Annotated in this window: 20 protein-coding genes and 1 tRNA gene; 13 read left to right on the top strand and 8 right to left on the bottom strand. The window is 56.6% G+C overall.

Going from position 1 to position 22832, the window contains the following annotated elements; all coding sequences use genetic code 11:
• Positions 1 to 192: 192 nt before the first annotated feature.
• A complete protein-coding gene (locus DW349_RS07530; protein ID WP_108124548.1) occupies positions 193 to 1464 on the top strand; it encodes an efflux RND transporter periplasmic adaptor subunit in 1272 nt (423 codons plus the stop codon).
• Entirely contained in the window at positions 1461 to 4538 is a 3078-nt protein-coding gene (locus DW349_RS07525) for an efflux RND transporter permease subunit (protein WP_108124549.1), read from the top strand. Before DW349_RS07530 ends, DW349_RS07525 begins: the two co-directional genes overlap by 4 nt.
• A 13-nt stretch (positions 4539 to 4551) precedes the next feature.
• Here DW349_RS07525 and DW349_RS07520 read toward each other — a convergent pair whose 3' ends face one another.
• Both DW349_RS07520 and DW349_RS07515 read right to left on the bottom strand, forming a co-directional pair.
• Positions 4552 to 6336: an ABC transporter ATP-binding protein gene (locus DW349_RS07520; RefSeq protein ID WP_108124550.1), complete on the bottom strand. Its 1785-nt coding sequence runs from the start codon at positions 6334 to 6336 to the stop codon at positions 4552 to 4554.
• Between the two features lie 125 nt (positions 6337 to 6461).
• On the bottom strand, positions 6462 to 7673 hold the full coding sequence (locus DW349_RS07515) for an MFS transporter (protein WP_108124865.1): 1212 nt from the start codon (positions 7671 to 7673) through the stop codon (positions 6462 to 6464).
• Positions 7674 to 7851: 178 nt separating this feature from the next.
• Here DW349_RS07515 and DW349_RS07510 point away from each other — a divergent pair, with 178 nt between their 5' ends.
• Positions 7852 to 9075 carry an MFS transporter gene (locus tag DW349_RS07510; RefSeq protein ID WP_108124551.1) on the top strand — a complete coding sequence of 408 codons (1224 nt, stop codon included), beginning with the start codon at positions 7852 to 7854 and terminating at the stop codon, positions 9073 to 9075.
• Here DW349_RS07510 and DW349_RS07505 read toward each other — a convergent pair.
• Positions 9013 to 9588 carry a mechanosensitive ion channel domain-containing protein gene (locus tag DW349_RS07505; protein WP_108124866.1) on the bottom strand — a complete coding sequence of 192 codons (576 nt, stop codon included), beginning with the start codon at positions 9586 to 9588 and terminating at the stop codon, positions 9013 to 9015. The two genes, DW349_RS07510 and DW349_RS07505, sit on opposite strands and share 63 nt — an antisense overlap.
• Positions 9589 to 9723: 135 nt before the next feature.
• On the opposite strand from DW349_RS07505, the gene DW349_RS07500 reads away from it, so the two are divergent.
• The gene (locus DW349_RS07500; protein ID WP_108124552.1) at positions 9724 to 10422 is read left to right on the top strand and encodes a VC0807 family protein; all 699 of its coding nucleotides are present in this window, start codon (positions 9724 to 9726) and stop codon (positions 10420 to 10422) included.
• Positions 10423 to 10509: 87 nt separating this feature from the next.
• Here the strand turns inward: DW349_RS07500 and DW349_RS07495 are convergent, their stop codons facing one another.
• Positions 10510 to 10824: a hypothetical protein gene (locus DW349_RS07495; protein ID WP_108124553.1), complete on the bottom strand. Its 315-nt coding sequence runs from the start codon at positions 10822 to 10824 to the stop codon at positions 10510 to 10512.
• Between the two features lie 140 nt (positions 10825 to 10964).
• Entirely contained in the window at positions 10965 to 11600 is a 636-nt protein-coding gene (locus tag DW349_RS07490; protein WP_157954255.1) for a hypothetical protein, read from the bottom strand.
• A gap of 244 nt (positions 11601 to 11844) precedes the next feature.
• Between DW349_RS07490 and DW349_RS07485 the strand changes: the two genes are divergently transcribed.
• The 4 genes from DW349_RS07485 (at position 11845) to DW349_RS07470 (ending at position 15618) form a co-directional block, all read left to right on the top strand.
• A complete protein-coding gene (locus DW349_RS07485) occupies positions 11845 to 13410 on the top strand; it encodes a methyl-accepting chemotaxis protein (RefSeq protein WP_108124555.1) in 1566 nt (521 codons plus the stop codon).
• 51 nt (positions 13411 to 13461) lie between these two features.
• Positions 13462 to 14358 (top strand): chemotaxis protein, encoded by an 897-nt coding sequence (locus DW349_RS07480; protein ID WP_108124556.1) that lies wholly within the window; start codon positions 13462 to 13464, stop codon positions 14356 to 14358.
• A gap of 73 nt (positions 14359 to 14431) precedes the next feature.
• A complete protein-coding gene (locus tag DW349_RS07475) occupies positions 14432 to 14860 on the top strand; it encodes a S24 family peptidase (protein ID WP_108124557.1) in 429 nt (142 codons plus the stop codon).
• 254 nt (positions 14861 to 15114) lie between these two features.
• Complete coding sequence (locus DW349_RS07470) at positions 15115 to 15618, top strand: hypothetical protein (protein WP_162824626.1); 504 nt, start codon at positions 15115 to 15117, stop codon at positions 15616 to 15618.
• 7 nt (positions 15619 to 15625) lie between these two features.
• Here DW349_RS07470 and DW349_RS07465 read toward each other — a convergent pair whose 3' ends face one another.
• The gene (locus DW349_RS07465) at positions 15626 to 16378 is read right to left on the bottom strand and encodes a sulfite exporter TauE/SafE family protein (protein ID WP_108124559.1); all 753 of its coding nucleotides are present in this window, start codon (positions 16376 to 16378) and stop codon (positions 15626 to 15628) included.
• Positions 16379 to 16520: 142 nt separating this feature from the next.
• On the opposite strand from DW349_RS07465, the gene DW349_RS07460 reads away from it, so the two are divergent.
• Both DW349_RS07460 and DW349_RS07455 read left to right on the top strand, forming a co-directional pair.
• A complete protein-coding gene (locus DW349_RS07460; RefSeq protein WP_108124560.1) occupies positions 16521 to 17153 on the top strand; it encodes a SatD family protein in 633 nt (210 codons plus the stop codon).
• A complete protein-coding gene (locus tag DW349_RS07455; protein ID WP_108124561.1) occupies positions 17150 to 17881 on the top strand; it encodes a hypothetical protein in 732 nt (243 codons plus the stop codon). Before DW349_RS07460 ends, DW349_RS07455 begins: the two co-directional genes overlap by 4 nt.
• Here the strand turns inward: DW349_RS07455 and DW349_RS07450 are convergent.
• Positions 17864 to 19954 (bottom strand): putative bifunctional diguanylate cyclase/phosphodiesterase, encoded by a 2091-nt coding sequence (locus DW349_RS07450; RefSeq protein WP_162824625.1) that lies wholly within the window; start codon positions 19952 to 19954, stop codon positions 17864 to 17866. The genes DW349_RS07455 and DW349_RS07450 overlap by 18 nt on opposite strands.
• Positions 19955 to 20182: 228 nt before the next feature.
• Between DW349_RS07450 and DW349_RS07445 the strand changes: the two genes are divergently transcribed.
• The 3 genes from DW349_RS07445 to DW349_RS07435 all read left to right on the top strand — a co-directional run bounded on the left by DW349_RS07445 (position 20183) and on the right by DW349_RS07435 (position 22173).
• Positions 20183 to 20259, top strand: a tRNA-Val gene (locus tag DW349_RS07445).
• A 431-nt stretch (positions 20260 to 20690) separates the two neighbouring features.
• Positions 20691 to 21479 (top strand): Panacea domain-containing protein, encoded by a 789-nt coding sequence (locus DW349_RS07440; protein WP_108124563.1) that lies wholly within the window; start codon positions 20691 to 20693, stop codon positions 21477 to 21479.
• Positions 21466 to 22173, top strand: coding sequence for a hypothetical protein (locus DW349_RS07435; protein ID WP_108124564.1), 708 nt, complete (start codon positions 21466 to 21468; stop codon positions 22171 to 22173). The genes DW349_RS07440 and DW349_RS07435 overlap by 14 nt, the downstream gene beginning before the upstream one ends.
• A gap of 229 nt (positions 22174 to 22402) precedes the next feature.
• Here DW349_RS07435 and DW349_RS07425 read toward each other — a convergent pair whose 3' ends face one another.
• Positions 22403 to 22729: a site-specific integrase gene (locus DW349_RS07425; RefSeq protein WP_157954258.1), complete on the bottom strand. Its 327-nt coding sequence runs from the start codon at positions 22727 to 22729 to the stop codon at positions 22403 to 22405.
• Positions 22730 to 22832: the final 103 nt, after the last annotated feature.

Genomic DNA, 22832 nt, shown 5'->3' with positions numbered 1-22832 from the left:
CTGATTGAATCGGGCCGGTCACCCCGATTCCCAGTGGCTGTTTACGGTTTATTGACCGCCAGCCTGCATCTTCTCTCCACGATTCTTTTTTAAACTCTGGCTTTATTTTCGGGCCATTCTCATAGTGGATTGGACGGCGTTGTAGATGGGCGGTTGGGCCAGTGAGTCGCAAGCCACCTTGGGGAGTAGTGGATGAAGAAACAATCAATTCTGGTTGGGGCGATATTAGTGATTGGTGTGGGCGGCTATTTGTTGATGAGCCATCCGGTTGCCTCTGAAAGTGGCGCGCAACAACGCGGCAACGCCGCCATGAACATGCGCGCGGGCCTGGCTGGTTCGCGTTGGGGCCGCAGCAACGCCAGCAGCAATGCACTGCAAATCGAAGCCATCGACGTCGAGCTGACCGACAACGCACCCACCACGCCGATGCTGGCTCAGGTCGACGCCAAGCGTCAGGAAACCCTCACCGTTCCCGCCGAAGCCCGAGTGATCGACATCCAGGTTCAGGCCGGCCAATTTGTCAGCGCCGGCGATGCGTTGATGACGCTCAGCGCCGACAGCATTGACTGGACGCTGCGCCAACAACAGGCCTCGGTCGCACAACAGGAAGCCGCCATTCGCATTGCCGATCGGCAACACGAGGTCGATCTCGCCGCGCTGGCAAACGCCCGCGCCAGCTACCAGCGCGAAGTCGCGCTGAACAACCAGGGCTATTCCAATGCCGCCAGTTTGCAGACCGCCGAAGAGGCGTTGCGCAGCGCTGAACTCACCGTCGACATTTATGACGATGAAGCGGTGCAACGTCAGGCCGATCTGGAACAGGCACGCATTGCCTTGGAACAAGCCCAGGCTGACGCCGACGACTTGCAACCCATGGCACCGTTTGACGCAGAAGTGGTCGGTATCAATGTCGCCACCGGCGCCCGCCTGGCCGCTGACACCAACTTGATGACGCTGGTCGATCGCAGCTCTTTATACGCCCGCACTCAGGTTCCGTTGTCGGTGTACCGACGCATTCGCGGCCAGGCCATCGAAGCCGAAGCCATTATTGACGACACCCACTACCCACTCACCGTGACCAGCCTGGCGGCGTCTGCCGAAACCGGCGCGGTGGCGCTGGAAGTCGCCCTGCCCGCCAACATTCCGGTGCTGATTAACGAAACCATCGAGTTGCAATTGAAATTGCCCACAGTCGCCAGTTACGCGGTGCCTCAGGATGCGATTTATCAAAGCGACCGCTTGTATCGCATTGTCGATGGCGCACTCAGCGTCACCACCGTGAACATCCTTGGCTATCAACAACGCGACGGCGAACAGTGGGCGCTGATCAGCCTGGATGAATCGGGCGAACCAATCACCGTCTTAACCACACGCCTGTCACAACCGACCAATGGCACGCCGGTCACCCGTGTCGGCAACGGCCAACAGAACGCGGCCGCCGACGTCACGGGTGACGCCTCATGAATGGTTTCTACGATCAACTGCTGCGCCACAAACTGGCAGCAAATCTGATGATGTTGCTGGTGATCGGTGCAGGCCTGTGGGGGCTGCAATCGGTGCGCTCACAGTTGTTCCCCGACTACGAATTGCCGTTGGTGCGCGCCACCTTCAGTTGGGACAACGCCGACGTCGACACCATCCGCACGCAACTCGGTGACCCGCTCGACCAGAAAATGATGGACAGCGGCGATTTCAACTTCGTCCGCGCCGTCTCCTACAGCGGCGGGCACCGCGTTTTCGCCGCGGTAAAAGACGGCCTCAGCGTCGACGAGGGTTTTGACACCCTGGAAAAAGCCATCGACGACATCGGCCTGCCGTCTGGCGCCAGCATCGATGAATTGGAAAAAATTGAAGTCACCGAGCCGGTCGCCTCCGTTTTGTTGTACGGCGATATTCCGCGCAGCGACCTGGCGAGCCTGGGGTATCAGGCACAGCAATCCTTGCTGGCCGAAGGTGTGGCGGTGGTGGAATTGTCCGGCGTGCCCGGTCGCGAGCGCGTCATTGATGTCGATCTGACCACCCTGGGTTCATTAGGCCTGACGCTCGATACGTTAGCCAGCCGCATCAGCGCCCAGTTCAGTACCACTCCGGCCGGTACGCTGGCAGTCGGCGCCAACAGCACTTCGCTGGTGACCGACTCGCCCGACTGGACTGTCAATGCGCTGAACGACGCCATCATTGCCCAGAACGCCGGCGGCGTGATTCGGTTATCGCAAGTGGCACAGGTCAGCGAGCAATACGACAACACCGACGTGTTGCGCTACCAGGGCATGCCCGCCGTCAAACTGGAAGTCAGCCGCGTTGCCGGTGAAGACACGCTGGAAAACGCCGAATTACTCGACAACTGGATGGCCAAGTACGTTGACGAATTGCCGTACGGCGTTGGCATGCACAAATACAACGAAATCTGGCAGGTGGTGCAGGACCAACTCAATCTGGTGATCGGCAATGGCCTCGCCGGCATGGTGCTGGTGCTGCTGGTGTTGTTTGTCTTTCTGCGCACCCGCCTGGCGATTTGGGTGGCCGCCGGTATTCCGGTGTCGTTCATGGGCACGCTGGCGTTTATGGGTTACACCGACACCACCATCAACACCATCAGTCTGTTCGGTTTCGTGATCGCCATCGGCATCATCGTGGACGACGCCATCGTGGTGGCCGAAGACGCAGCGGCGCTGGAATCGCAAGGGTTGTCGCCAGAACAGGCATCGCGCACCGCCGCCAAACGCATGATGCCGGCGGTCATTGCCTCCAGTCTGACCACCATCGCGGCCTTTTTACCGCTGCTGTTGATCGGCGGTTCGTTCGGCAGCCTGTTGGTCGATATTCCGACCGTCGTCACCGCCGCCATCATCGCCTCTCTGGTTGAATGCTTCGTCATTCTGCCCGGCCACTTAGGTCACAACGGCAAGACCAAACCGATGAGCCCGGCACGGCAACGCTTTGAAGACGCTTTCCACCGTTTCCGCGATGGTCCGTTTCAACGCCTGGTGAAGTTGTCGCTGTCGCATGCTTCGGTGTTTGTCGCGGCGGTCTGCGCGGTGTCATTACTGACGCTCGGTGCGGTTACCAGCGGCCGCATTGAATTCGAACCGTCGCCGTCGCTCGACCAGCCGACGATGAGCGTCACGCTCGACCTGCTGGACGGCACAACACTGGCCGAAGCCGAAGACGCGCTGGACCAGTTGCAAGCCGTGGTCGAAGACATCGACGAATCCGTCGGCGGCGGCCTGATCGCCAACATCGTCCAGCAATTCGCCAGCGTCGATGAACCCGATCGCGCGTCACTGGAACTGACGCTGACCAGCGATACCAACCGGCCACTGACCAACGCCCAGGTGCTGCAACGCATACAGAGCGAATTCCAATTGCCAGATGTGGTACGCGCTTATTCCACCGGCCGGTTCTTCCGTGGCCCCGGCGGTGGCGGCGACCTGGAAATCCGACTGGTTGGCGACAACATTCAGGAACTGAAACGCGCATCGCTGGCGCTGCAAACCGATCTGCAAGCCTATTCGGACGTACTCAGCGACATCACCGACGACCTGCCGCTCGACGGCCAGCAATACGAAATGAGCCTGACTCAGGCCGCCCAAACCGCAGCCGTGGACATGAGCAGTGTCGCCAGTCAGGTTGCCAGCCAGTTATCCGGCAAGACACTGACTACAGTGCAGGAAGGCGACCAGGAAATTCCGGTGGTGTTGCAACTGGTCGAGCACCAGCGCGAAAGCGACGCCTGGCTGGAAACGCTGCCGATTCAGTTGAGCGATGGCAGCACCCGGCCGCTGGGCAGTCTGGTCAACTTCAAATTCGATCAGGGTCTGAACCGCATCACCTCGCGCGACGGCCAACTGGAAGTGGAAGTCACCGCCACTTACAACGGCGATCAATTAACCGACTTCTATCCGTTGCTGGAAGACGACATTCTGCCCGCCCTGAGCGCACGTTATGACATCGACTGGACCATCAGCGGCCAGGCCGAAGAACTCGAATCTTTCTTCAACGACACCTTGCTCGCGGTGAGCATTGCTGTGTTGTTGATCTACTTGATTCTGGCGTGGGTGTTTGAATCCTGGCTGTGGCCGTTCGCCATTCTGATCACGGTGCCATTCGGTTTGACTGGCGCGGTGATTGGTCACTGGCTGATGGGCATGCCGCTGTCGACCATTTCGGTGTTCGGTTTAATCGGCCTGTCCGGCATCGTCATTAACGACGCCATCATTCTGGTCACCGTATTCCGAAGACTGCACAACGACGGCATCAGCCTGTACAACTCGGCGGTGCAAGCCGCGCTGTCGCGGCTGCGCCCGGTCATCCTGACGTCCATCACCACCATGGCGGGTTTGATTCCGTTGCTGTTCGAAACCAGCGTCGATGCGGCCTTGCTGAAACCGATTGCCGTCGGTCTGGTGTTTGGACTGGGATTCGGCACGCTGCTGATTCTGCTGTTGGTGCCGATTCTGCTGTATCAGTTGGGACTGCTGAAAGCGCGGATCGCCAGCCGCAAAGGCGGTGGCGATCCGGAATTCGTCAAAGTCTGACGGAAAGGTTCAATTACGCGGCGCCGCCGGTCTGCACCTGCCATTGCGACCAATAGGCGCCGCGCTGCGTCACCAAGTCGTCATGGCGGCCCTGCTCGACAATGCGGCCTTGCTCCAGCACCAGAATCTGATCGGCGTGGACGATGGTCGACAAGCGATGCGCAATCATGATGACGGTGCGGCCATGGGCAATGTGTTTCAGCGAGCGCTGAATGGCGGCTTCGGTTTCGTTATCAACCGCGCTGGTCGCTTCGTCGAGCACCAGAATCGCCGGGTCTTTCAACAAGGCCCGCGCCAGTGACAAGCGCTGGCGCTGCCCGCCCGACAACCGCACACCGCGTTCGCCGACGGCGGTATCCAAACCCTCCGGCAAGCGCTCAATAAATTCCCAGGCTTCAGCTGTTTTGGCCGCCTCGATAATCTCGTTGTCGCTGGCGTCAGGCCGGCCGTACGCGATGTTGTCGCGAATGCTGCCTTCAAACAAAAACACATCCTGACTGACCAGACCGACAGCCGAACGCAAACTGCGCAGCGTTAGCTGTTCGATTGGCGTGCCGTCGAGAAAAATCTCGCCGCCCTGTGGCTGGTTAAACCGCAACAGCAATTTGATCAGCGTCGATTTACCGGAACCAGTGGCACCGACCAACGCCAGCGTTGTGCCCGCATTCACTTTAAAATTGATGTCGTGAACACCGACGCCGGTCCGGCTGTAGAGAAAATTCACACCCTTGTACTCAACTTCGCCGCGCACCGGGTGCGGCAGACTGAGCGTACCCTGATCGGGAATCTCGATGGGCGTTTCGATCAACCCCAGAATGCGACGCACACTCGCCATGGCGCGTTCATACAAATCGATGGTTTGCGCCAAAGCCGTTAGCGGCCACAACAAGCGCTGCGTCAAAAACACCAGCACGCCGTAGGCACCAACGCTCAATTTGCCATCCAGCGTCTGCATACCGCCGATGACGAAGGTGAACAAAAAGCCGGTCAGAATGGCCATGCGAATAATGGGAATAAACGCTGAGCTGACGGCGATGGCGTGGCGGTTGGCTTCGGCATAGGCTTCGCTGTCGGCACGCACCCGCGCCGCTTCGGTCTGCTCGGCGGTGAACGCTTTGATAGTGCTCATACCGCCGATGTTGTTAGCCAGGCGAGTTGCCAATCGGCCGACCTGATCGCGCACCCTGGCGTACAAGGGCGTCGCGCGTTTTTGGTAGTAAAACGCGCCCCAGATAATCAGTGGCACCGGCGTGAAAGCCAGCACAGCGATCAACGGCGAAATCACAAAGAAGATGGCACCGACCGCCACCACGGCGACCAGTATCTGCACCAGCTCGTTGGCGCCGCCGTCGAGAAATCGTTCCAGTTGATTGACGTCGTCGTTCAATACCGAAATCAACTGGCCGCTGGAGCGGTTTTCGAAAAAGCTCTGGTCCTGTTTCTGAATGTGCTCGTAGGCGTCCTGCCGGAAATCGGCTTGCAGCCGTTGCGCCAGATTGCGCCACAGAATCTGGTACAGGTATTCAAACAGCGACTCGCCCGCCCAGATCAAAAACGTCAACACGGCCAGCGCAGTAATTTGCGATTCCGGCGTCGCCAGCCCCAGACGCGAGACAAAACTCGCCTCCTGATTGACCACCACGTCGATGGCGATACCGATCAGAATTTCCGGTGCGATGTCGAACAACTTATTGATCACCGAACAGGTGATGGCACCGATCAGACGAAGACGATAGCCGCGTGCGTAATGCAGCAACCGCAGCAACGAACGGAAACTGGTCTGGGATGATTCAGACATGGGAGTCCTTGAATGAGGTGGAGACGAGGGTGAGCCTTAAAGAGCAGCCGGGATGGTAATGAATCGCAACGCAAGAGTCGATGCGCTGGTTCAGCGGGCATCCCTGCCCGCTCATACGGTGGCGATCAGGCAGCGCGCAGTTGAGCGCTGGCGTCCTGTTCACGAATCGGCCAATGCAGTGCAGCCGCAACCAGACCGAGAATAATGCCAGCGATCCAGATGCCGTCGTAACTGCCAAAGGTTTCATACAGCCAACCACCCAACCAGACACCGCTGAAGCTGCCCAACTGGTGACTCAGAAAAACGACGCCGTACAGGAATGTCATGTAGCGGGTACCAAAAAATACCGCGACCAAACCGGAGGTCGGCGGTACCGTCGCCAGCCACAAAAACCCCATGGTCGCGCTGAACACCAAAATGCTGACCAGACTGACCGGCACCAACAGGAAGGCGGTAATTGCCACCACGCGACCCAAATAGATAAACGCCAGAATGCGCTGCTTCGGCAGGCGGCCACTCTGCACACCGGCCACATAAGCGCCAATCACATTGCACAACCCGATCAAGCTGATGCTCCAGGCACCGACTTTGGCATCGAAGCCCAGATCCACGACATAACCAGGCATGTGCACGGTGATAAAGGCAACGTGGAAACCGCAAACGAAAAATCCCAACACCAAAAGACTGTAGGAACGCACGCCAAAGGCGCGGCGCAAAATTTGCCACAGTGAGGCTTCAATCGCTGGGCTGGAGGTGTCGGATGCGCCGCCATACGGCGCCAACGGAATCGCCAACAACGCCATCACCAAGGCCGACAAACTCAGCCACTGCAACGCCTGGAACCAGCCGATGGCATCGACCAACGTCTGCATGATCGGCACCACCAGAAACTGACCAAAGCTGCCGGCCGCCGTGCCCAATCCCAACGCCCAGCCACGCCGCTCTTCCGGCACAGCACGCACCAAAGCCGGCAGCACGATACCAAAGGCGGTTCCGGCGATACCCGCGCCCACCATAATTCCGGCGGTAGCAATCAATGCACCAGCGCTGGCTGCATAGGCCATGCCGGCCATGCCAGCGGCGTAACAGGCCACCCCGGCGAGCAACACCTTCAAATTGCCGAACCGATCGGCCAGACCACCCGCCAATACTGCGATCACGCCCCAGGACAAATTCTGAATCGCCAGCGCCATGGATAAGACATCCCGACCCCAGCCATGCGCCGCCGACATAGGCTGCATAAACAGGCCAAAACCAGCGCGATATCCGAACGACAACATCAGCAACAAACAGGCGCTGATCAACACCGGTAACACCGGCAATAAACGATCTTTCATGATTTCCAGGACTCCACAGCAGGCGGGCAAGCGCACGACGATAGCGCCAACCCAAAAGGCCGACAAGCGCGGGCTTGCGGTCGCAACAAACACAAGGCTATAGTCCAGCGCCGCGGTCATCGCCCTTACTGGGACAGGCCTTGCTGGTTGGTTGTAGGCATCATTTCAGGAGGCTTAAATGACGGCGAATCGTGGTCTGTTATTAATTCTTTTGGCGTACATCGCCTTCATTTCTTTAGGCCTGCCTGATGGCTTGCTGGGCGTTGCCTGGCCGTCGATGCGCGACACGTTCGACTTGCCGCTCGACGCCATCGGCACCCTGCTGATCGGTTCCACCTCCGGTTACATGCTCAGCAGTTTCATCAGTGGTGTGGTCAGCCGCCGCCTGGGCATCGGCCGCTTGCTGGCATTGAGTTGCACCATCACAGCCCTGGCGCTGATCGGTTATACCCTGGCCCCGCACTGGTGGATTCTGGTCGGTCTGGCGCTCTGTCTCGGCCTGGGTGCCGGTGCCATCGACGCTGGCCTGAACGGCTACGTCGCCACCCACCACAGCGACCGCATGATGCAGTGGCTGCACGCCAGCTTTGGCGTCGGCGTAACACTGGGTCCGCTGATCATGACCGTCGGTCTGAACCTGACCGGACACTGGCAACCGGGTTATTGGGTGGTCGGGCTGGCGCAACTGGCCTTGGCGCTGGTGTTTCTGGCCACGGCTCCGTTGTGGCTGAAGCCAGCGACGGACGTAACGACTGAAGCGCAGTTGAGCGACGATGCCGGCAAAGTCACCACCACCCGCCCGGATTTGCTACAGCCGGCATCTATGTTCGGTTCGCTCGGCACCCTCTCGGTCTGGGTCAGCATGTTGTTGTTCTTCTGCTACACCGGCCTGGAATTGACCATGGGCTTGTGGACTTACTCGCTGTTGGCCGAATCGCGCGGTGTGTCCGTTGCAACGGCCGGTCTGTGGGTGTCGATCTACTGGGGCATGTTTACCGTCGGGCGCTTGTTGGCGGGCGTGTTTGCGAACTGGCTGGGGCACTTGCGACTGATTTGGGGCAGCCTGATTCTGGCGCTGTTTGGCACGGTGTTGCTGATCTGGAATCCGGTAAACGCCGTGGGTCTTTTCGCCATCGGTCTGATCGGCTTTGCCTTTGCGCCGGTGTTTCCGGGGTTGGTGTCTGGAACACTGCACCGCGTCGGACGTGCACATCAGGACAACACCATGGGCATGCAAATCGCTGCGGCCGGCATTGGCGGCGCCGGCTTGCCGGGGTTGAGCGGCGTACTGGCGGCGCGCTATTCGCTGGAAGTTGTGCCTTGGGCGATGCTGGTCGCCTTACTGTTGCTGACCGGCCTCTATTGGCTGTCGCTCAGCCGGTTCAGCCGTCGCTTTGACTGACGGCGTTTCGCTGGCAGCCACCGCTTGCGGCAGGGGTTTGATCACCGCCGTCTGCAACAACAGGCTGTTCGGATAAGTCAGCAAATCGCCCTGGCGACGCCGGATCAGTGTATGAAACGGCGTGATTTCCTCAATCACGCCGCTCAGGTCTTCGTCTTTGAACACAATCCGAATTTCATCGCCGATGCGAAACGGGAACTGAAAAAAGATGATCACGCTGGCGGTGACGTTACTGAGAATGGACCACTGCGCAAACAGCGCCACGCCCAGGACTGCGATAAATGACGACAGAAACAGCACAAACTGACCATAACTGATGCCAAAGACCAGACCGGTTGCCACGCCATACGCCAGCACATGGAAAAAATGCAGCGTTTTGCGGACCAGCGCTTTGCGCTGAATGGACACATCTTTGCTGTCGACAAAGATCGTCAGGAAATAACTCAGCAAACTCCGGGTCAGAAAAAAGGCGATAGCCAGGACCGCCAACGCCAACAATAACCGCCACTCCATCTGAAAAATCCGTTCGATTGACTCTTTTTCATAATGCAACAGGCTAAAGATAACGGAAAGACTGGCGGCGCGCGGATGTCCGCCAGCCCGGTTTTGCATACAATCCCCTTCTTTCACCGACAAGAGAGCTGAACCTTGAGTCAAGAGTCCAAAGGCGGCAGTTTTTTCACCAACCTGCTGTTCAACATCCTGTTACCTGTCATCATCCTGACGCGCTTCAGCAGTGAAGACACCCTCGGCCCGGTCTGGGGCATCGTTGTCGCTCTGGCGTTCCCGATTGGTTACGGCCTGTGGGAAATGCGTCAGACGTCCAAAGTGAACACCTTTTCTGTGATCGGCGTGATCAGCGTCTTTCTCACCGGCGGCATCAGCCTGTTGCAACTGGACCCGAAATACATCGCCATCAAGGAAGCCGCCGTTCCAGCGCTGCTGGGCCTGGCGGTTCTCATCAGCCAATACACCCGCTTTCCGCTGGTACGCACGTTGATTTTCAATGCACAACTGTTCGCTATGGATCGCGTGCAGACTGCGCTAGATGAACGCGGTACAGCGGCCTTGCTGGAGCGTCGGTTGCAGTTGGTGTCGTACATCATCACCGCCTCTTTCCTGCTGTCGGCGGTGCTGAACTATGTACTGGCGCGGGTCGTCGTGGTCAGTCAACCGGGCACGACGGCGTTCACGGAAGAGCTGGGCCGGATGACGGCGCTGAGTTATCCGGTCATTGCCTTGCCATCGACGGTGATTTTGATGGGAGCGATTTTTTATCTGCTGAATCAGTTGCGCAAACTGACCGGTTTGCAGTTGGAAGAATTGCTGTCGGAAAAAGCGCGCTGATAACGCTCAAAGATTAACCCGTTCGAACCGTTTCTCAGACGGTTCTATCGGCTGCGCCAGACCACACCACTGGCGCAGCCGCACCGCTTAATGCAAAGTCGCGCTGCCAGTTACTTCGGCCCAGCCGTAATGGCCGGCCAGTTCAAGCAGAGCGCGATGGCGTTCCACTTCCAGATCAACGGCACCGCCGTTTTCCAAATGAAAGTCGTACAGGGTATTGATGAGAGCAGAGAGTACATCCTGGTTGTCCACCAGGCTGGTTGCGATACCGGACGCGCAGAGTATGTCGTAAATCGGATCCAGATTGGCCTGCAGATCCCCCTGGTCGTCGCGGCTGACGTCAAGAGCGCTGAAATCGAAATTTTCGGACACGATCAGCTCGAATTCTTTTACATCATTCATAGCCTCACCTCGCTCTTTATTGGGATGGGATAACACCGTCTGTCGACGGTCAATGCATACGCAGAACAACTCCTGTGTGGTGGGAATACTTTATAAGATTGATCATCACTGGCGGGAATGCAAGCCCGCCGCCGGTTCCACTAGAACCGGCAGGATTGACGCATCGGTTCAATTACTTCCAGAAAACCGGTGAAATCGAACACGGCGGTAATCGGATCATCGTTATACGGCGTGGTGCGAAACACCACGGTGGTATGGCCGGCCTGAACCTGAGCGGCCAGTTGGGCGACAAATTCGGCCTGAGTAAAACCGCTGTCAGCCCCCGAAAGAATCGACGATTCCCGGTACCGACCGGCCTCCCAGCGGCCAGTCACCGGCGCCAACTGCCCCAACCGAGTGGTGACTTCCGGACGCGTACTGGGCAGAAAATCTTCCCAGCGTAACGTCAGGGTGTATTGGCCGGGTGCGGTGGAATCGCACTGCCAATCGAGCACGATGGGATCGCCCCGGCCATTAAGGCCCTGGGCCGAGCGGATCGACAGATGATGTTCAGTCTGGCCGGTTAACGGATCGGATTTGGCTTCGTAGTTGAACGCGGCCACTTCCAGCTGGGCATTGCCGCTGCTGGCTTCGGCTTCGTCGTAACAGGCGTAGCGACGTTCACGATTGTTCAGTTCCCGACAGTTGCTAATGGCGTCAACAAAGGTTTCAGCGACGGCCGTCATCGCTGTAATGCTCAACATAAGTCCAAGTAAGACACGAACTGGGTTCGTCATGGGTCTGGCAACTCCTCGGTATTACGACACTCGGCCCGATCGGTGACCGAAAAATAATAGTGAATTGTAGCAGCCGCTGCGTCCGGCTTGACACAGCTCAATGAAAGACACAAAAGACAACAGAGCGTCCCGTTTTAACACGCGCATCGCAACACTTCTGTGGCTAAAATTGCGCACGCCGCAGCCGATAGTAATGAGACAACTGACGCTGTTAAGACCAGCAATTCCCAGGATCTAAATCTCCATGCGCAAGAATCTGCCCGTCACCGACACCGAGTACGTCTTAAAGGACGATCAGGTACTGATTTCTTCCACCACGGTGAAAGGCGTCATCCTCCATTGCAACGATGTGTTTTGTGAAGTCAGCGGCTACAACCGCGATCAATTGATTGGTCAGGCACACAATCTGATTCGCCATCCGGACATGCCCCAAGCGGCCTTTGCCAATATGTGGGGTTATCTGAATGCGGGAAAACCCTGGATGGGTCTGGTTAAAAACCGGCGCATCAACGGCGACTATTATTGGGTAAACGCCTACGTCACGCCGGTCACCGAAAACGGCAAGATCATCGCGTACGAATCGGTTCGGGTGAAACCCAAACGAGAAGACGTCGAACGCGCCTTCCGTATTTATCAGCGCCTGAACGCCGGCAAACATCCGCTGTCCTGGATGCAGCGGATACGCAAACGCATTGTCTTATTAGGCCCCAACAGTCTGGCCGCATTTTTCCTGATCGCCATTGGCTATTTCACCGGCGACTGGACCAGCCTGGGTCTGGCGGCCTTGGTGATGACAGCGTTGAGCGTGATCGCCTACCGTCAACGCGATCGCATTGTGGCGCGCATGCAAGAACGCACCGCCGGTCAATTCAGCGACCCGATCATCGCCATGACCTATTCCGACTCACCGGGCACCATGGCCGAACTGGAATTGGCGATGGACAGCGCCCGGGCACACCTGCGAACCGTGCTGACGCGCATCGATGACGCCGCCGCCGGCGTCAACAACCAGGCCATTCAATCGCGAACTTTGACGGCCGAATCAGTCACCGCCATCGATTCTCTGCAAAGCGAAACGACCCAGATTGCCGCCGCCGTAAACGAAATGGCCGCCACCATTCACGAAGTCTCTGGCAACGTTCAGGACACCGCCGGCGAAGCCGACAAGGCGCACGAACTGGCCGACCAGGGCACGGCCACGGTCAGCCTGGCCCGACAAGGCATTCAGGAATTGGCCGATGCGGTCGAATCCATCGGCCAGACCGTGAAAGACGTGGTGAGCGAAACTCAATCCATTGCCGAAGCCGCCAAGCTGATTCAGGAAGTCACCGAACAAACCAACTTGCTGGCGTTGAACGCCGCGATCGAAGCCGCCCGTGCCGGCGAACACGGCCGTGGCTTTGCCGTGGTAGCCGACGAGGTGCGCTCGCTGGCCATTCGCACCGCCAACACCACCACTCAGATTCAGACCATCATCGATAATCTGAAAACCAAAACCGGCGATGCCGAAGCCGCCGCCGAGCGCGGCCGCAACATCGCCGAAGACAGCGTCAACCGGGTCAGCGAAGCGGATTCCGCGCTGCACGCCATCGCCGATGCCGTGGTGCGCATCACGGAAATGACGCATCAGATGGCAACGTCCATTGAAGAACAGAGCCAGGTCTCCGAAGAGATCAACAAACAGCTGACACGCATAACCGGCCTCGCCGACCACAGCCTGGAACAAGGCCGGCTCTCGGTTCAAGGCGCCGAAACACTGAGCGAACTGTCTGATAAGATGCACGAACTGGTGGTGCTGTTCCGCACCTAGATCGGACGCCAACAGCGCATCTGTCCGCCGCCGTAACGAATAGGACGCCGTATGAACATCAAGGCCAACAAACACGCTCAGAAGTTGCTGCTGTTTTCGCTGACCGGCAAACAGAGCTTTGCGATTGGCACGCTCAAAGTACGCGAAATCATACCGTTCCGGGCACTGTCCAAACTGCCGCAGGACCATCCGGCGGTACTGGGCGCAACAACGGTACGCCGCACCACCATACCAGTAATCGACATGGCTGCCGCCGTTGGTTACCAACCGCTGACTGCAGAAGAACTGCCGCACTCATCCATCATCATCACCGACGTTCAGCGCAAGGAAGTCGGGTTTGTGGTGCGGCGGATTGAAAAAATCGTCGATACCAATTGGCGCGACGTCAAACCGCCGCCCAACATGCTGGGCAAGAACGCCTATCTGACCGGCCTGTTCATGGACGGTGACCACACCATTCAGTTATTGGACGTTGAACTGCTGCTGTCACGCATCTACCCCGACCCGCCCGGCAAACGCTACGCCACTCTGACCGACGTTCAGCGCGAGCAATTGCAACCGCTGAATATTTTGCTGGTGGACGATTCGCACGTCGCCCGCAAGCAATTGTCGGACGCGCTGGACAACATGAACATCCCTTACAAGGTCACCACGCACGGGCTGGAAGCGCTGGATGTGATGGAGCGCAGCGCCCGCGAAGGCCGCCCCATCGACATCCTGGTCAGCGACATCGAAATGCCCGGCCTCGATGGCTACGAACTCGCATTCAAGATTCGCGATGTGGCCGAACTGAAACGGACCTACATCATTCTGCACACCTCGTTGAACAGCGAGATGAGTCTGACCTACGCCAATCAGGTGGGCGCCAACGAAGCACTGACCAAATTCGACGCCGACGAACTGGTCCACGCCATGTTGCGCGGCGCTCAATCTCTGGCCGCCAATTGAAAACGCCACTTGCCCGGCACACCTGACCGCCTTTACAATACTGGACATTCATACAGTTATTGGGCGAGAGATTATGGCTGTCCAGTTACTCGGCCGCAGTGTGGCCGGACCCCAACTCAACCTGCCGTTGTTTATTGAAGGCGCCGAAGCCAGCCAGGACGCCGCCGCCAGCGTCGATGAATCCGCCGGCATTGATCTGAACCAATTGTGTTTGCGCTACCCGGAACGGACGTTTTTTGTAGCCGTCGAAACCGATGCCATGATCGACGCCGGCATCGCCCCCGGCGATGTGCTGATTGCGCATCAGGCGCAAACCGCCCGGTCCGGGCAAATAGTCATTGCCAGCGTGCAGGGTGAATTAACCGTACGGGAATTACAGTTATCGCCCTCGCCGCGATTAATCGCACACCACCCGGATATGGAAACATTCGTTATTCCCGACAGCGAAACCCTGACTATTTTGGGCATAGTGACGCAGGTGTTGCGTTCAATTGGATATTAAACTTGAATTGCTGCGCAACGGCCCCTAAATTAACAGCGCTCCAGATATCTTGTTTTTATTAATACCGACAAGTGAGCCGTTTTAGTGCGTTATGCGTAATCTCCTGACGGATCGCATGATTCATTGCCCACTGCCCGGTTTTCCCAACAGCGGCCCGTTCCAGGCCAGCGTTAAACCGCCAGTGTTGATGCTTTGCATGGCATACCTGTGTGCAAAGCGGTTTGTTCATCCACTTTATTTTGAACATTGAGACCATGACCGAAGCCAAGTCATATACCCCTATTGACGATCAAATGATCGATCAACAAATTCAGCAATACCAAGCTGAACTGGACGCGTTAAAACAGGCCAAAGCCGCTGCATTAAAAAAGGAAGAAGGTTTTGATCTGTATTTGGATTTATTGAAAAACCTGCAACGCGATTATGAATTAACCGAAGAAGATATTTTTAATCGACGCAGCGTCCAGATTGGCGAATGGATTACCGATCACCTGCCGCGCCTGAATAAATCGGCGCTACTGACTCGACTGGAAAAATTCATCGGCGACCGCCTGAAACAACAAGCCCGCAAGAAACCGCTGACTGGTCGTCCACAACCGGCGCGCGAATTGCCACCGGGGCAATATCGCCACCCACTCAAACTGGAAACGCTGGAAAAGAAAACCCGCGCGCCGCGCGAGTTAAATCAATGGGTGATCGAAAACAGCCTGGAAACGGTGCTGTCCTGGAAAATCGACACCGCCCAGAGCGAAGGCTGACGGCCGCCTAGCCCATCAACCCCTGTTGCAGCAACCGCAAACCGGTCAGCAGCAACAGGGCGTAACACAATCGATAGAACCAACGCTCCGACAACCGGTGGTGCAGCCAAAGCCCCAAATACACCCCTGCCACAGCCACCGGCGCCAACATCACCGCATTGAGCAAAATTTCCGGACGGAACTGGCCCAGCAAGGTGTAGGGCACCAGCTTGATGTAATTAATGAAGGCAAAGAACACAACCGTCGTGCCGACGAACAACGTCTTATCCAATTGTTGCGGCAATAAATAGACGCTGATTGGCGGACCGCCAGCGTGGGCCGAAAAGCTGGTAAAGCCCGCCACGGCCGACCAAAACCCACCACGAACCCGGCTTGCCGGTCGCGCCGGCCGTTCCCGACGCCAGGCCTGGCTGTAGTAATTCAGTGCAAACGCCACGGCTATAACGCCAATCAGCAGGCGCAACATTTGTTCATCGACCCAGCGATAGGTCAGCGTTGCCACCAGTACGCCGATCAAGCCACCGGGAATGATGATCCACAGATTGCGCGCATCCCAACGCCGCCAATAGGCGCGCAGACCGGCGATATCCATGATGCACAGCATCGGCAGCAGGATGGCCGCGGCATCAAAGGGTGAAATGGCCAGCGACATCAACGGCACGGCAACCATGCCCAAACCACCGCCAAAACCGCCTTTGGAAATGCCGACGATCAGGATGGCGATCACCGCCAGAACATAGAAAGTGGGAGACAACAACACAGCGCAATTCCTTAACGTCGGTAAGGCTCGGCATTGTAACGCGCAGCCCGCACAGTCGAAACGCAGTCGACTGAAATGGTTGCAATTCAACCAAAGAAACCATTATGGTTTAAATCATCATTAAACAACCGTGGAGGTTGGCATGACGCCTCTGGTGCTGATCGGCGATCTCGTCGCCTCACGCCGCTCCAGTTTGCGCCAACAGTTGCAAGAGCAACTCAAAGGCGCATTGGACGATCTGAACCGGGACCGCGCCGGTCTGATTTCACCCTATACGCTGACGCTGGGCGATGAATTTCAGGTGGTCTACGACAACGCCGATCGCTTGTTTGCCGATTGCCTGTCGATTTCCGCCGCCGTGCACCCGGTACGGATGCGCTACGCGCTGAGTCTGGGCGACATCACCACCGACCTGAACCCGGAACAAGCGCTGGGCATGGACGGCCCAGCCTTCTATCAGGCCCGCGATGGCATCGACCAGCTCAAACGCAGCGGCGAACTCTTCACCCTCGCCGGCCTGCCCGACAACGAACAGGCGCTGGCCGCAGGCGGTCTGGGCTTGTTCAGCCATCAGCTGAGCAAGTGGAACGCCAACCGCCTACACATTCTCAACCGGCTGTTGCTAGGCTGGCGCGTCGAACGCATCGCCGACGAACTCGGCATCAGCGAACAGGCGGTGTACAAGAACATCAACAGTGGCGGGCTGCACGCCGTTATTCGCCTGTTGCGCGCCGTCACCACCCAACTCAATAACGGCATGCGGAGCCGACCATGATGACGTGGCTGTTTCTGGTCGGCTGGCTGACCAGTCGTCTGGCGCTGATCGCTCGCGATAAACCGCTGGAAGCGCGCTTTCTGGTTAGCCTGCTCGTCGGCCAAATGCTGTGGTGGCTGCTGACACTTGGAGTGTCGGTCGCCAGTGTGAGCCTGGCCGGTTTGCTGATATTGGCGTTGATCGCACCAGAGCGCCTGCTGCCGGCGTCCTGGTTAAACGACGCCCGTCTGGCCGCCACTCTGATCATGCTGATCAGCCTGATGTTTCTCGCCGACGCCCTGCCCGCTCCGGCCTGGCAGACCGCACTGGCTAATGGTTTGTGGTCGCTCGGGTTAAGCACTGAGGCGGCAACACGCGCCTTAATCTGGTTGACCGGCTTTCTGTTGGTCGCCAACGAAGCCAACTTGCTGATTCGCAGTCTGTTCCGGCGCTTTTCGCTCGAACCGAAACTGCCCCAAGCCGAACCAGACAGCGCGGAAAACGTTGACGCCCGGGAATACAACGCCGGCCGCGTCATCGGCATTCTGGAGCGCTGGTTGATGTATCTGGTGCTGGTCTCGAGCGCCAACTACAACGTCATCGCCTTGATCATCGCCGCCAAGGGCTTTGCGCGTTTTCGTCAGTTGGAGGAACGCGCCTTTGCCGAATACGTGCTGATCGGCACGCTGGCCTCGACGTTGGTCACCATCGGCATCGCCGAAAGCCTGCGCTCAATTCTGGCTCAGTAACCTGGGCGGGCCGAAGCAATAACCCTGGCATTGATCACAGCCCAACGCGCTGAGAATCTGTACTTGCTCGGGCGATTCCACACCTTCGGCCAACACTTGCAATCCCAACGGCCGCGCCATCGCGATGATCGATTTCACCAGGGTGTAAGCACTGCTGCGCGCAGTCAGCCCTTCAATTAACGAGGCGTCGATTTTCAGCCGGTCCAAGGGCAGCGCATGCAACAACGGCAGCGACAAACAGCCGGTACCAAAATCGTCGAGCACAAAACGCACACCCATTTCACTTAACTGCGCCATGCGTTCGCGGCTGCGGTCCAGATCACGGCTGATCAACGCTTCAGTCACTTCGAACTCCAGCAGCGCCGGGTCGGCCCCGGTCAACGCCAGAATAGCATCCACCTGCGCCACAAAATCGGCGGTCAACCACTGGCGGGTGCTGATGTTCAGCGAGATGGGCAAAGCGGTTTCACCAGCCAACCGCTGGCTTTGCTCACACACCTGACGCAACGCCCAGCGACCGATGTCGATAATCAGACCATTGGCTTCCGCCATGCCCAGAAAATGTTCCGGCTGCAAAACGCCCAGGCGCGGATGGCGCCAACGCAGCAAAGCCTCATAACCCAGAATTCGCCCATGCAGATTGGTACGCGGCTGGTAATGCAATTCAAATTGATCGTTCTCCAGCGCCTCGCGTAAATCCAACTCCAACTGATTGCGTCGTTGCAGCCGCGCCTGCATGTCCGGCTCGAAAAAACACAGTTGATCACGACCGGATTGTTTCGAGGCGTACATCGCCAGATCGGCCGACACCAACAGCGTATCGACGCTGCGCTCGTCACCGCGAAACAGCGTCGCCCCAATGCTGGCGCTGAGCAGATAGGCCTGCCCCTGCAAATTGTAGGGTCGGCGCAACGCTGCCAGCAGCTTGTCGCCATACGCCTGAACCGCGCGTTCGGCCGTGGCCTGATCGGACGACAGGCCACCCACCAGCACAACGAATTCATCGCCCCCGGTCCGCGCCAGACTGTCCGAAGTGCGCGAACAGGCTTTCATGCGCCGCGCTACCTGGATTAATAGTTCATCGCCCAGCGCATGGCCGAAGGCATCATTGAGTTGTTTGAAATGGTCCAGATCGACAAACAACAGCGCCGCAAACTGGCCGGTGCGACGGCTTTGCGCCCGCACACCATCAAGCCGTTCAATCAACAATCGCCGGTTCGCCAACAGCGTTAACGGATCCTGATAGGCCAGCTTCTGCATCCGGGCCTCAACCGCCTTGCGCTCGGTGATGTCGCTGAAGCTGGCGATGTAATGCGTCACCCGACGGTTGCCATCGCGCACCGCCTTGATCACCGTCCGCTCGGTAAACAGCTCGCCGTTCTTGCGCCGATTGCAGATTTCGCCGGACCAATAACCGTCGCGTTCAATGGTTTGCCACAGTTGGCGGTAAAAGTCGGCATCGTGAATACCAGAACTGAGCAGCGAGGGTTTGCGCCCGATCACTTCGTCTTCGCGGTAACCAGTGATGTCAGTAAAGGCCGCGTTCACGCGGAGAATGCGTTGGTCCCGGTCAGTGATCAGCACCGCATCCTGGGTTTGCAGCGCCAAGGCAGAAATCTGGTGGTCGGCCAGCGCCTCTTTCTGGTCGGTGATGTCGTGCATCCACAACAGCCAGCGTCCGGGCCGAGGGTGTGCGCTGAAACTGGCGGTCACTTCAAACCAACGCCAATGGCCGTCCACCGGCAACGACAATTGATCACTGCGTTGCGATTCCCAACCCGGCTCAGACTCCAACAGCCGCCGCACCACCAGCGCCGCATCCTCCGGTAACACAGTTTCAGGCGTAGCCCCGAGGTAAGCCGCCCGAGGCCGATACAGCACCTCCGGCACCGGGCTGTGCACATCGCAAAAGCGGCCGTCTCCATCCAGCTCGAACACAAAATCCGGAGACGACGCCAACGTAGCCCGCAACCGGGCAATACGCCGACGCTGCCGCCGCCAACCCCAATAGACCAAAACAGCCAGCGCCACCGGCCCGGCCAAGCCCAGCGCCCATAGCGTTTGCCCATCCATGTTCAGCCACCCCATTCACAACCTGGGCACAGTCTAAGACGGCGCCTCAAGCCAATGACTGACCTGGATCAAACCGACCACAGCCGACCAAACCACCGACACAAACCAGCCCCGCCAGAACGACGCTGCCGCCACCGGAAAAGACGGGTAACTGTTTGAATCCGTTAAATTTTTCAGGACTGGGGGTTGCGTGAGGGAAATTTCTAGGTAATATACGCCCCGACCTGAAGGACTATAGCTCAGTTGGTTAGAGCGCTACCTTGACATGGTAGAGGTCTCCAGTTCGAGTCTGGATAGTCCTACCAAATTCTTCATTAAAACCAAGCGCTTAGCGGTGCTTGGTTTTTTTGTGTCTGGGGTACTGCAAAATTTTGACGATATACAGTCATTCCAATGCCTTCTGACAGCTTCTACTGCAAGTCTTTATTCGAAGCTTCTCATAGTCCAGATGCTGGAGTCGGAATAATTTAAGTTGGCCTTTGACATAAACTTTCAGGGCATTACACTTCGCGACCCGTCCGTATAGGCAACATGCTAGAACGGTGATTTGACCTTTTTGTTCTCAGAAGATCTCATGTCCATAGGTCACTACTACAGCCGACTATGACTAAAGGCTATTGTACGTTGACCGATAAAAACACTAGTGTGACTGCGCACTTGTCTTACAGCTATCGCTAATGCTGTAGAGATGTTGTTCTACTAAACATAGCGAATCAGGCAAATCGAGCTTTAAACAATGCCTAACGTTACCCGCATTGACCTACTGATCCAGTACAGCATTCTCGTTGCTGGCGAAGAAGACGACTTCACTGATCGTAGTCTTGGCCCTATACATTTGCTTAAGTATGTTTACTTGGCCGACTACTACTACGCACGCAGAAATGGCGGTGAAACTTACACGGGAATAGACTGGCAGTTCTATAACTTCGGCCCCTGGTCACAAGAAGTTCACTCCCGCATCGAACCAGCCATGCAAGCAATTATGGCGCGGAAATATACTGGAGACAGTGATTATGGAACGGGTGAATTTCACCGATGGAGCATATCAGATGATGATAGGCTGCGAACTGTATCAAACGACATTCCCGGTGCAATTAAGCTCCGCTTAAAGAACGACATTCACAACCATACAAAAGACACAGATAGCCTATTGCATTCCGTTTATTTGACCGAGCCGATGCTGAATGCTGCACCTAAAGAGCTACTTGATTTTAGCTATGCAGCGGAGAGCTATTTCCCCCCTGTGCAGCAAAAACCTAATAAGGAATTAGAAAAAAAGAATTCCAAGAAAAATGCAAAGGCTCATGCATCAATAGCGGCTTTAAGAGAAAAGCGTGCCCACAAGAGCTTTGAACCTAAACTAGTTCCCCCAATCATTGAAGCGAAATACGACGAAGTGTTTGACGAGGGAATGCGATGGCTGGACAGCCTAGCAGGAGATGAATTTACCGATAAAACATTGGAGGCGAAGTTCTCCGATGAGATATGGAAATCAGATACTAGGAGGGACGGTGAGCTACCCTGAGTTTTGCCTTCAAACGATTTCAGCTGGTGACTGGTGGGTAGAGCAAGATTCACCCCATGCTTGCCGTGGAGCGCTAGTCTACACCTTCATAAATCATTTTGATCAGGCACCTTATACATTTACGCCGGTTGGCCGATCTCAACCGACTGAGCACAGACATGCAGTAGTAGAGGTCGCACCACTAAAAATAGGCGAACGATTAAAGCGAGACCGACTTCCTGTTGCCGGTATGCCAGTGCACGATGATGAAGTATGGGCCGCACACCGCGCAAAAAAACGACCATGTATTGTATTCAGCCAAAAAAGTCCATTAGTAGAAAAGACACTAACGCGCGGCAAACCAAATTACTCTACAGCACCGACAATGCTGGTCGCACCATTTTACGGAGCCAACCCAACAGACAAACGGCTTGGTTTTAAGGAAGAGTTCATTCAGCGAGTTCAACACTGTACCTACCCTCAGTTTCACTGGGACATGATCCCGGGGTCGAGCACACCTGAATCGATCCTAAGGCTAGATCAACTACAACCAATGGGTGTTGCTCAATCTGCGTATTATCCAACTGGATTGATGTTGTCAGCTGAAGCCATGTCTCTGCTGGAAGAAATGCTATTTTGGCTACGGATGGGTGGTTTACCCGAAGATAGTGACATCATTCAGTACCAGAAGATCGTTGCTGAGAATTTTAAGTGAGCATCTAGAGAATCTTCATCTCCTGCCTTGAAATTAGCATCAATACTTAATGATTAGAGGTCAGCATTCACCTCGGTCCATTCTAAATGTTGATCGGTATACTCATCAGACATTTCTTGCGTAGTATGTCCATAGAGTTGATTAACATATTCGTCTTCAAACCCCGCCAATAGATACAAGTGTCCACCGAGTGCACGAATGGCGTGAAACCCTGGCCGCTCTTCTTTCTTCATCGCGCGAACTCTGGAAGTGAATTACGAAGACCAGCAAAGGTCTTGCTGAGATTATCTGGAGTGACTTGCGCACAATGATCAAGAGCTTCCGCCTTCTTCCGCTCTGGAACACGACGCAAAATAAACGGACAGACCGGTGCAATTGATCTGGACCGCTGAATCACCTCCTGTAACCCCTCTCCCATCGTGATATTCAAAAATGCTCGATGGCCGTGCTTTTCGGTCTTCGACTGAATCACCTGCCAGATGTTACCTTCAATGTGATCATACCTGGCACGCACCAAGTCACCACGGCGCTGCAGTGAGATCAGAGCCAGATCCATTGCGACCTGCATCCAGTCCGGAGCAATGGCATAGATGGCATCAAACTGGGCTTTGCTGAGCGGTATGCATTTATGTTCTCCGACGATTCATCAGCATAATTCC

This window comes from Saccharospirillum mangrovi (genome assembly GCF_003367315.1).
Classification (GTDB): Bacteria; Pseudomonadota; Gammaproteobacteria; order Pseudomonadales; family Natronospirillaceae; genus Saccharospirillum; species Saccharospirillum mangrovi.
The sequence above is the reverse complement of the archived record's forward strand: the minus strand, read 5'-3'. Positions and strand labels throughout refer to the sequence as shown.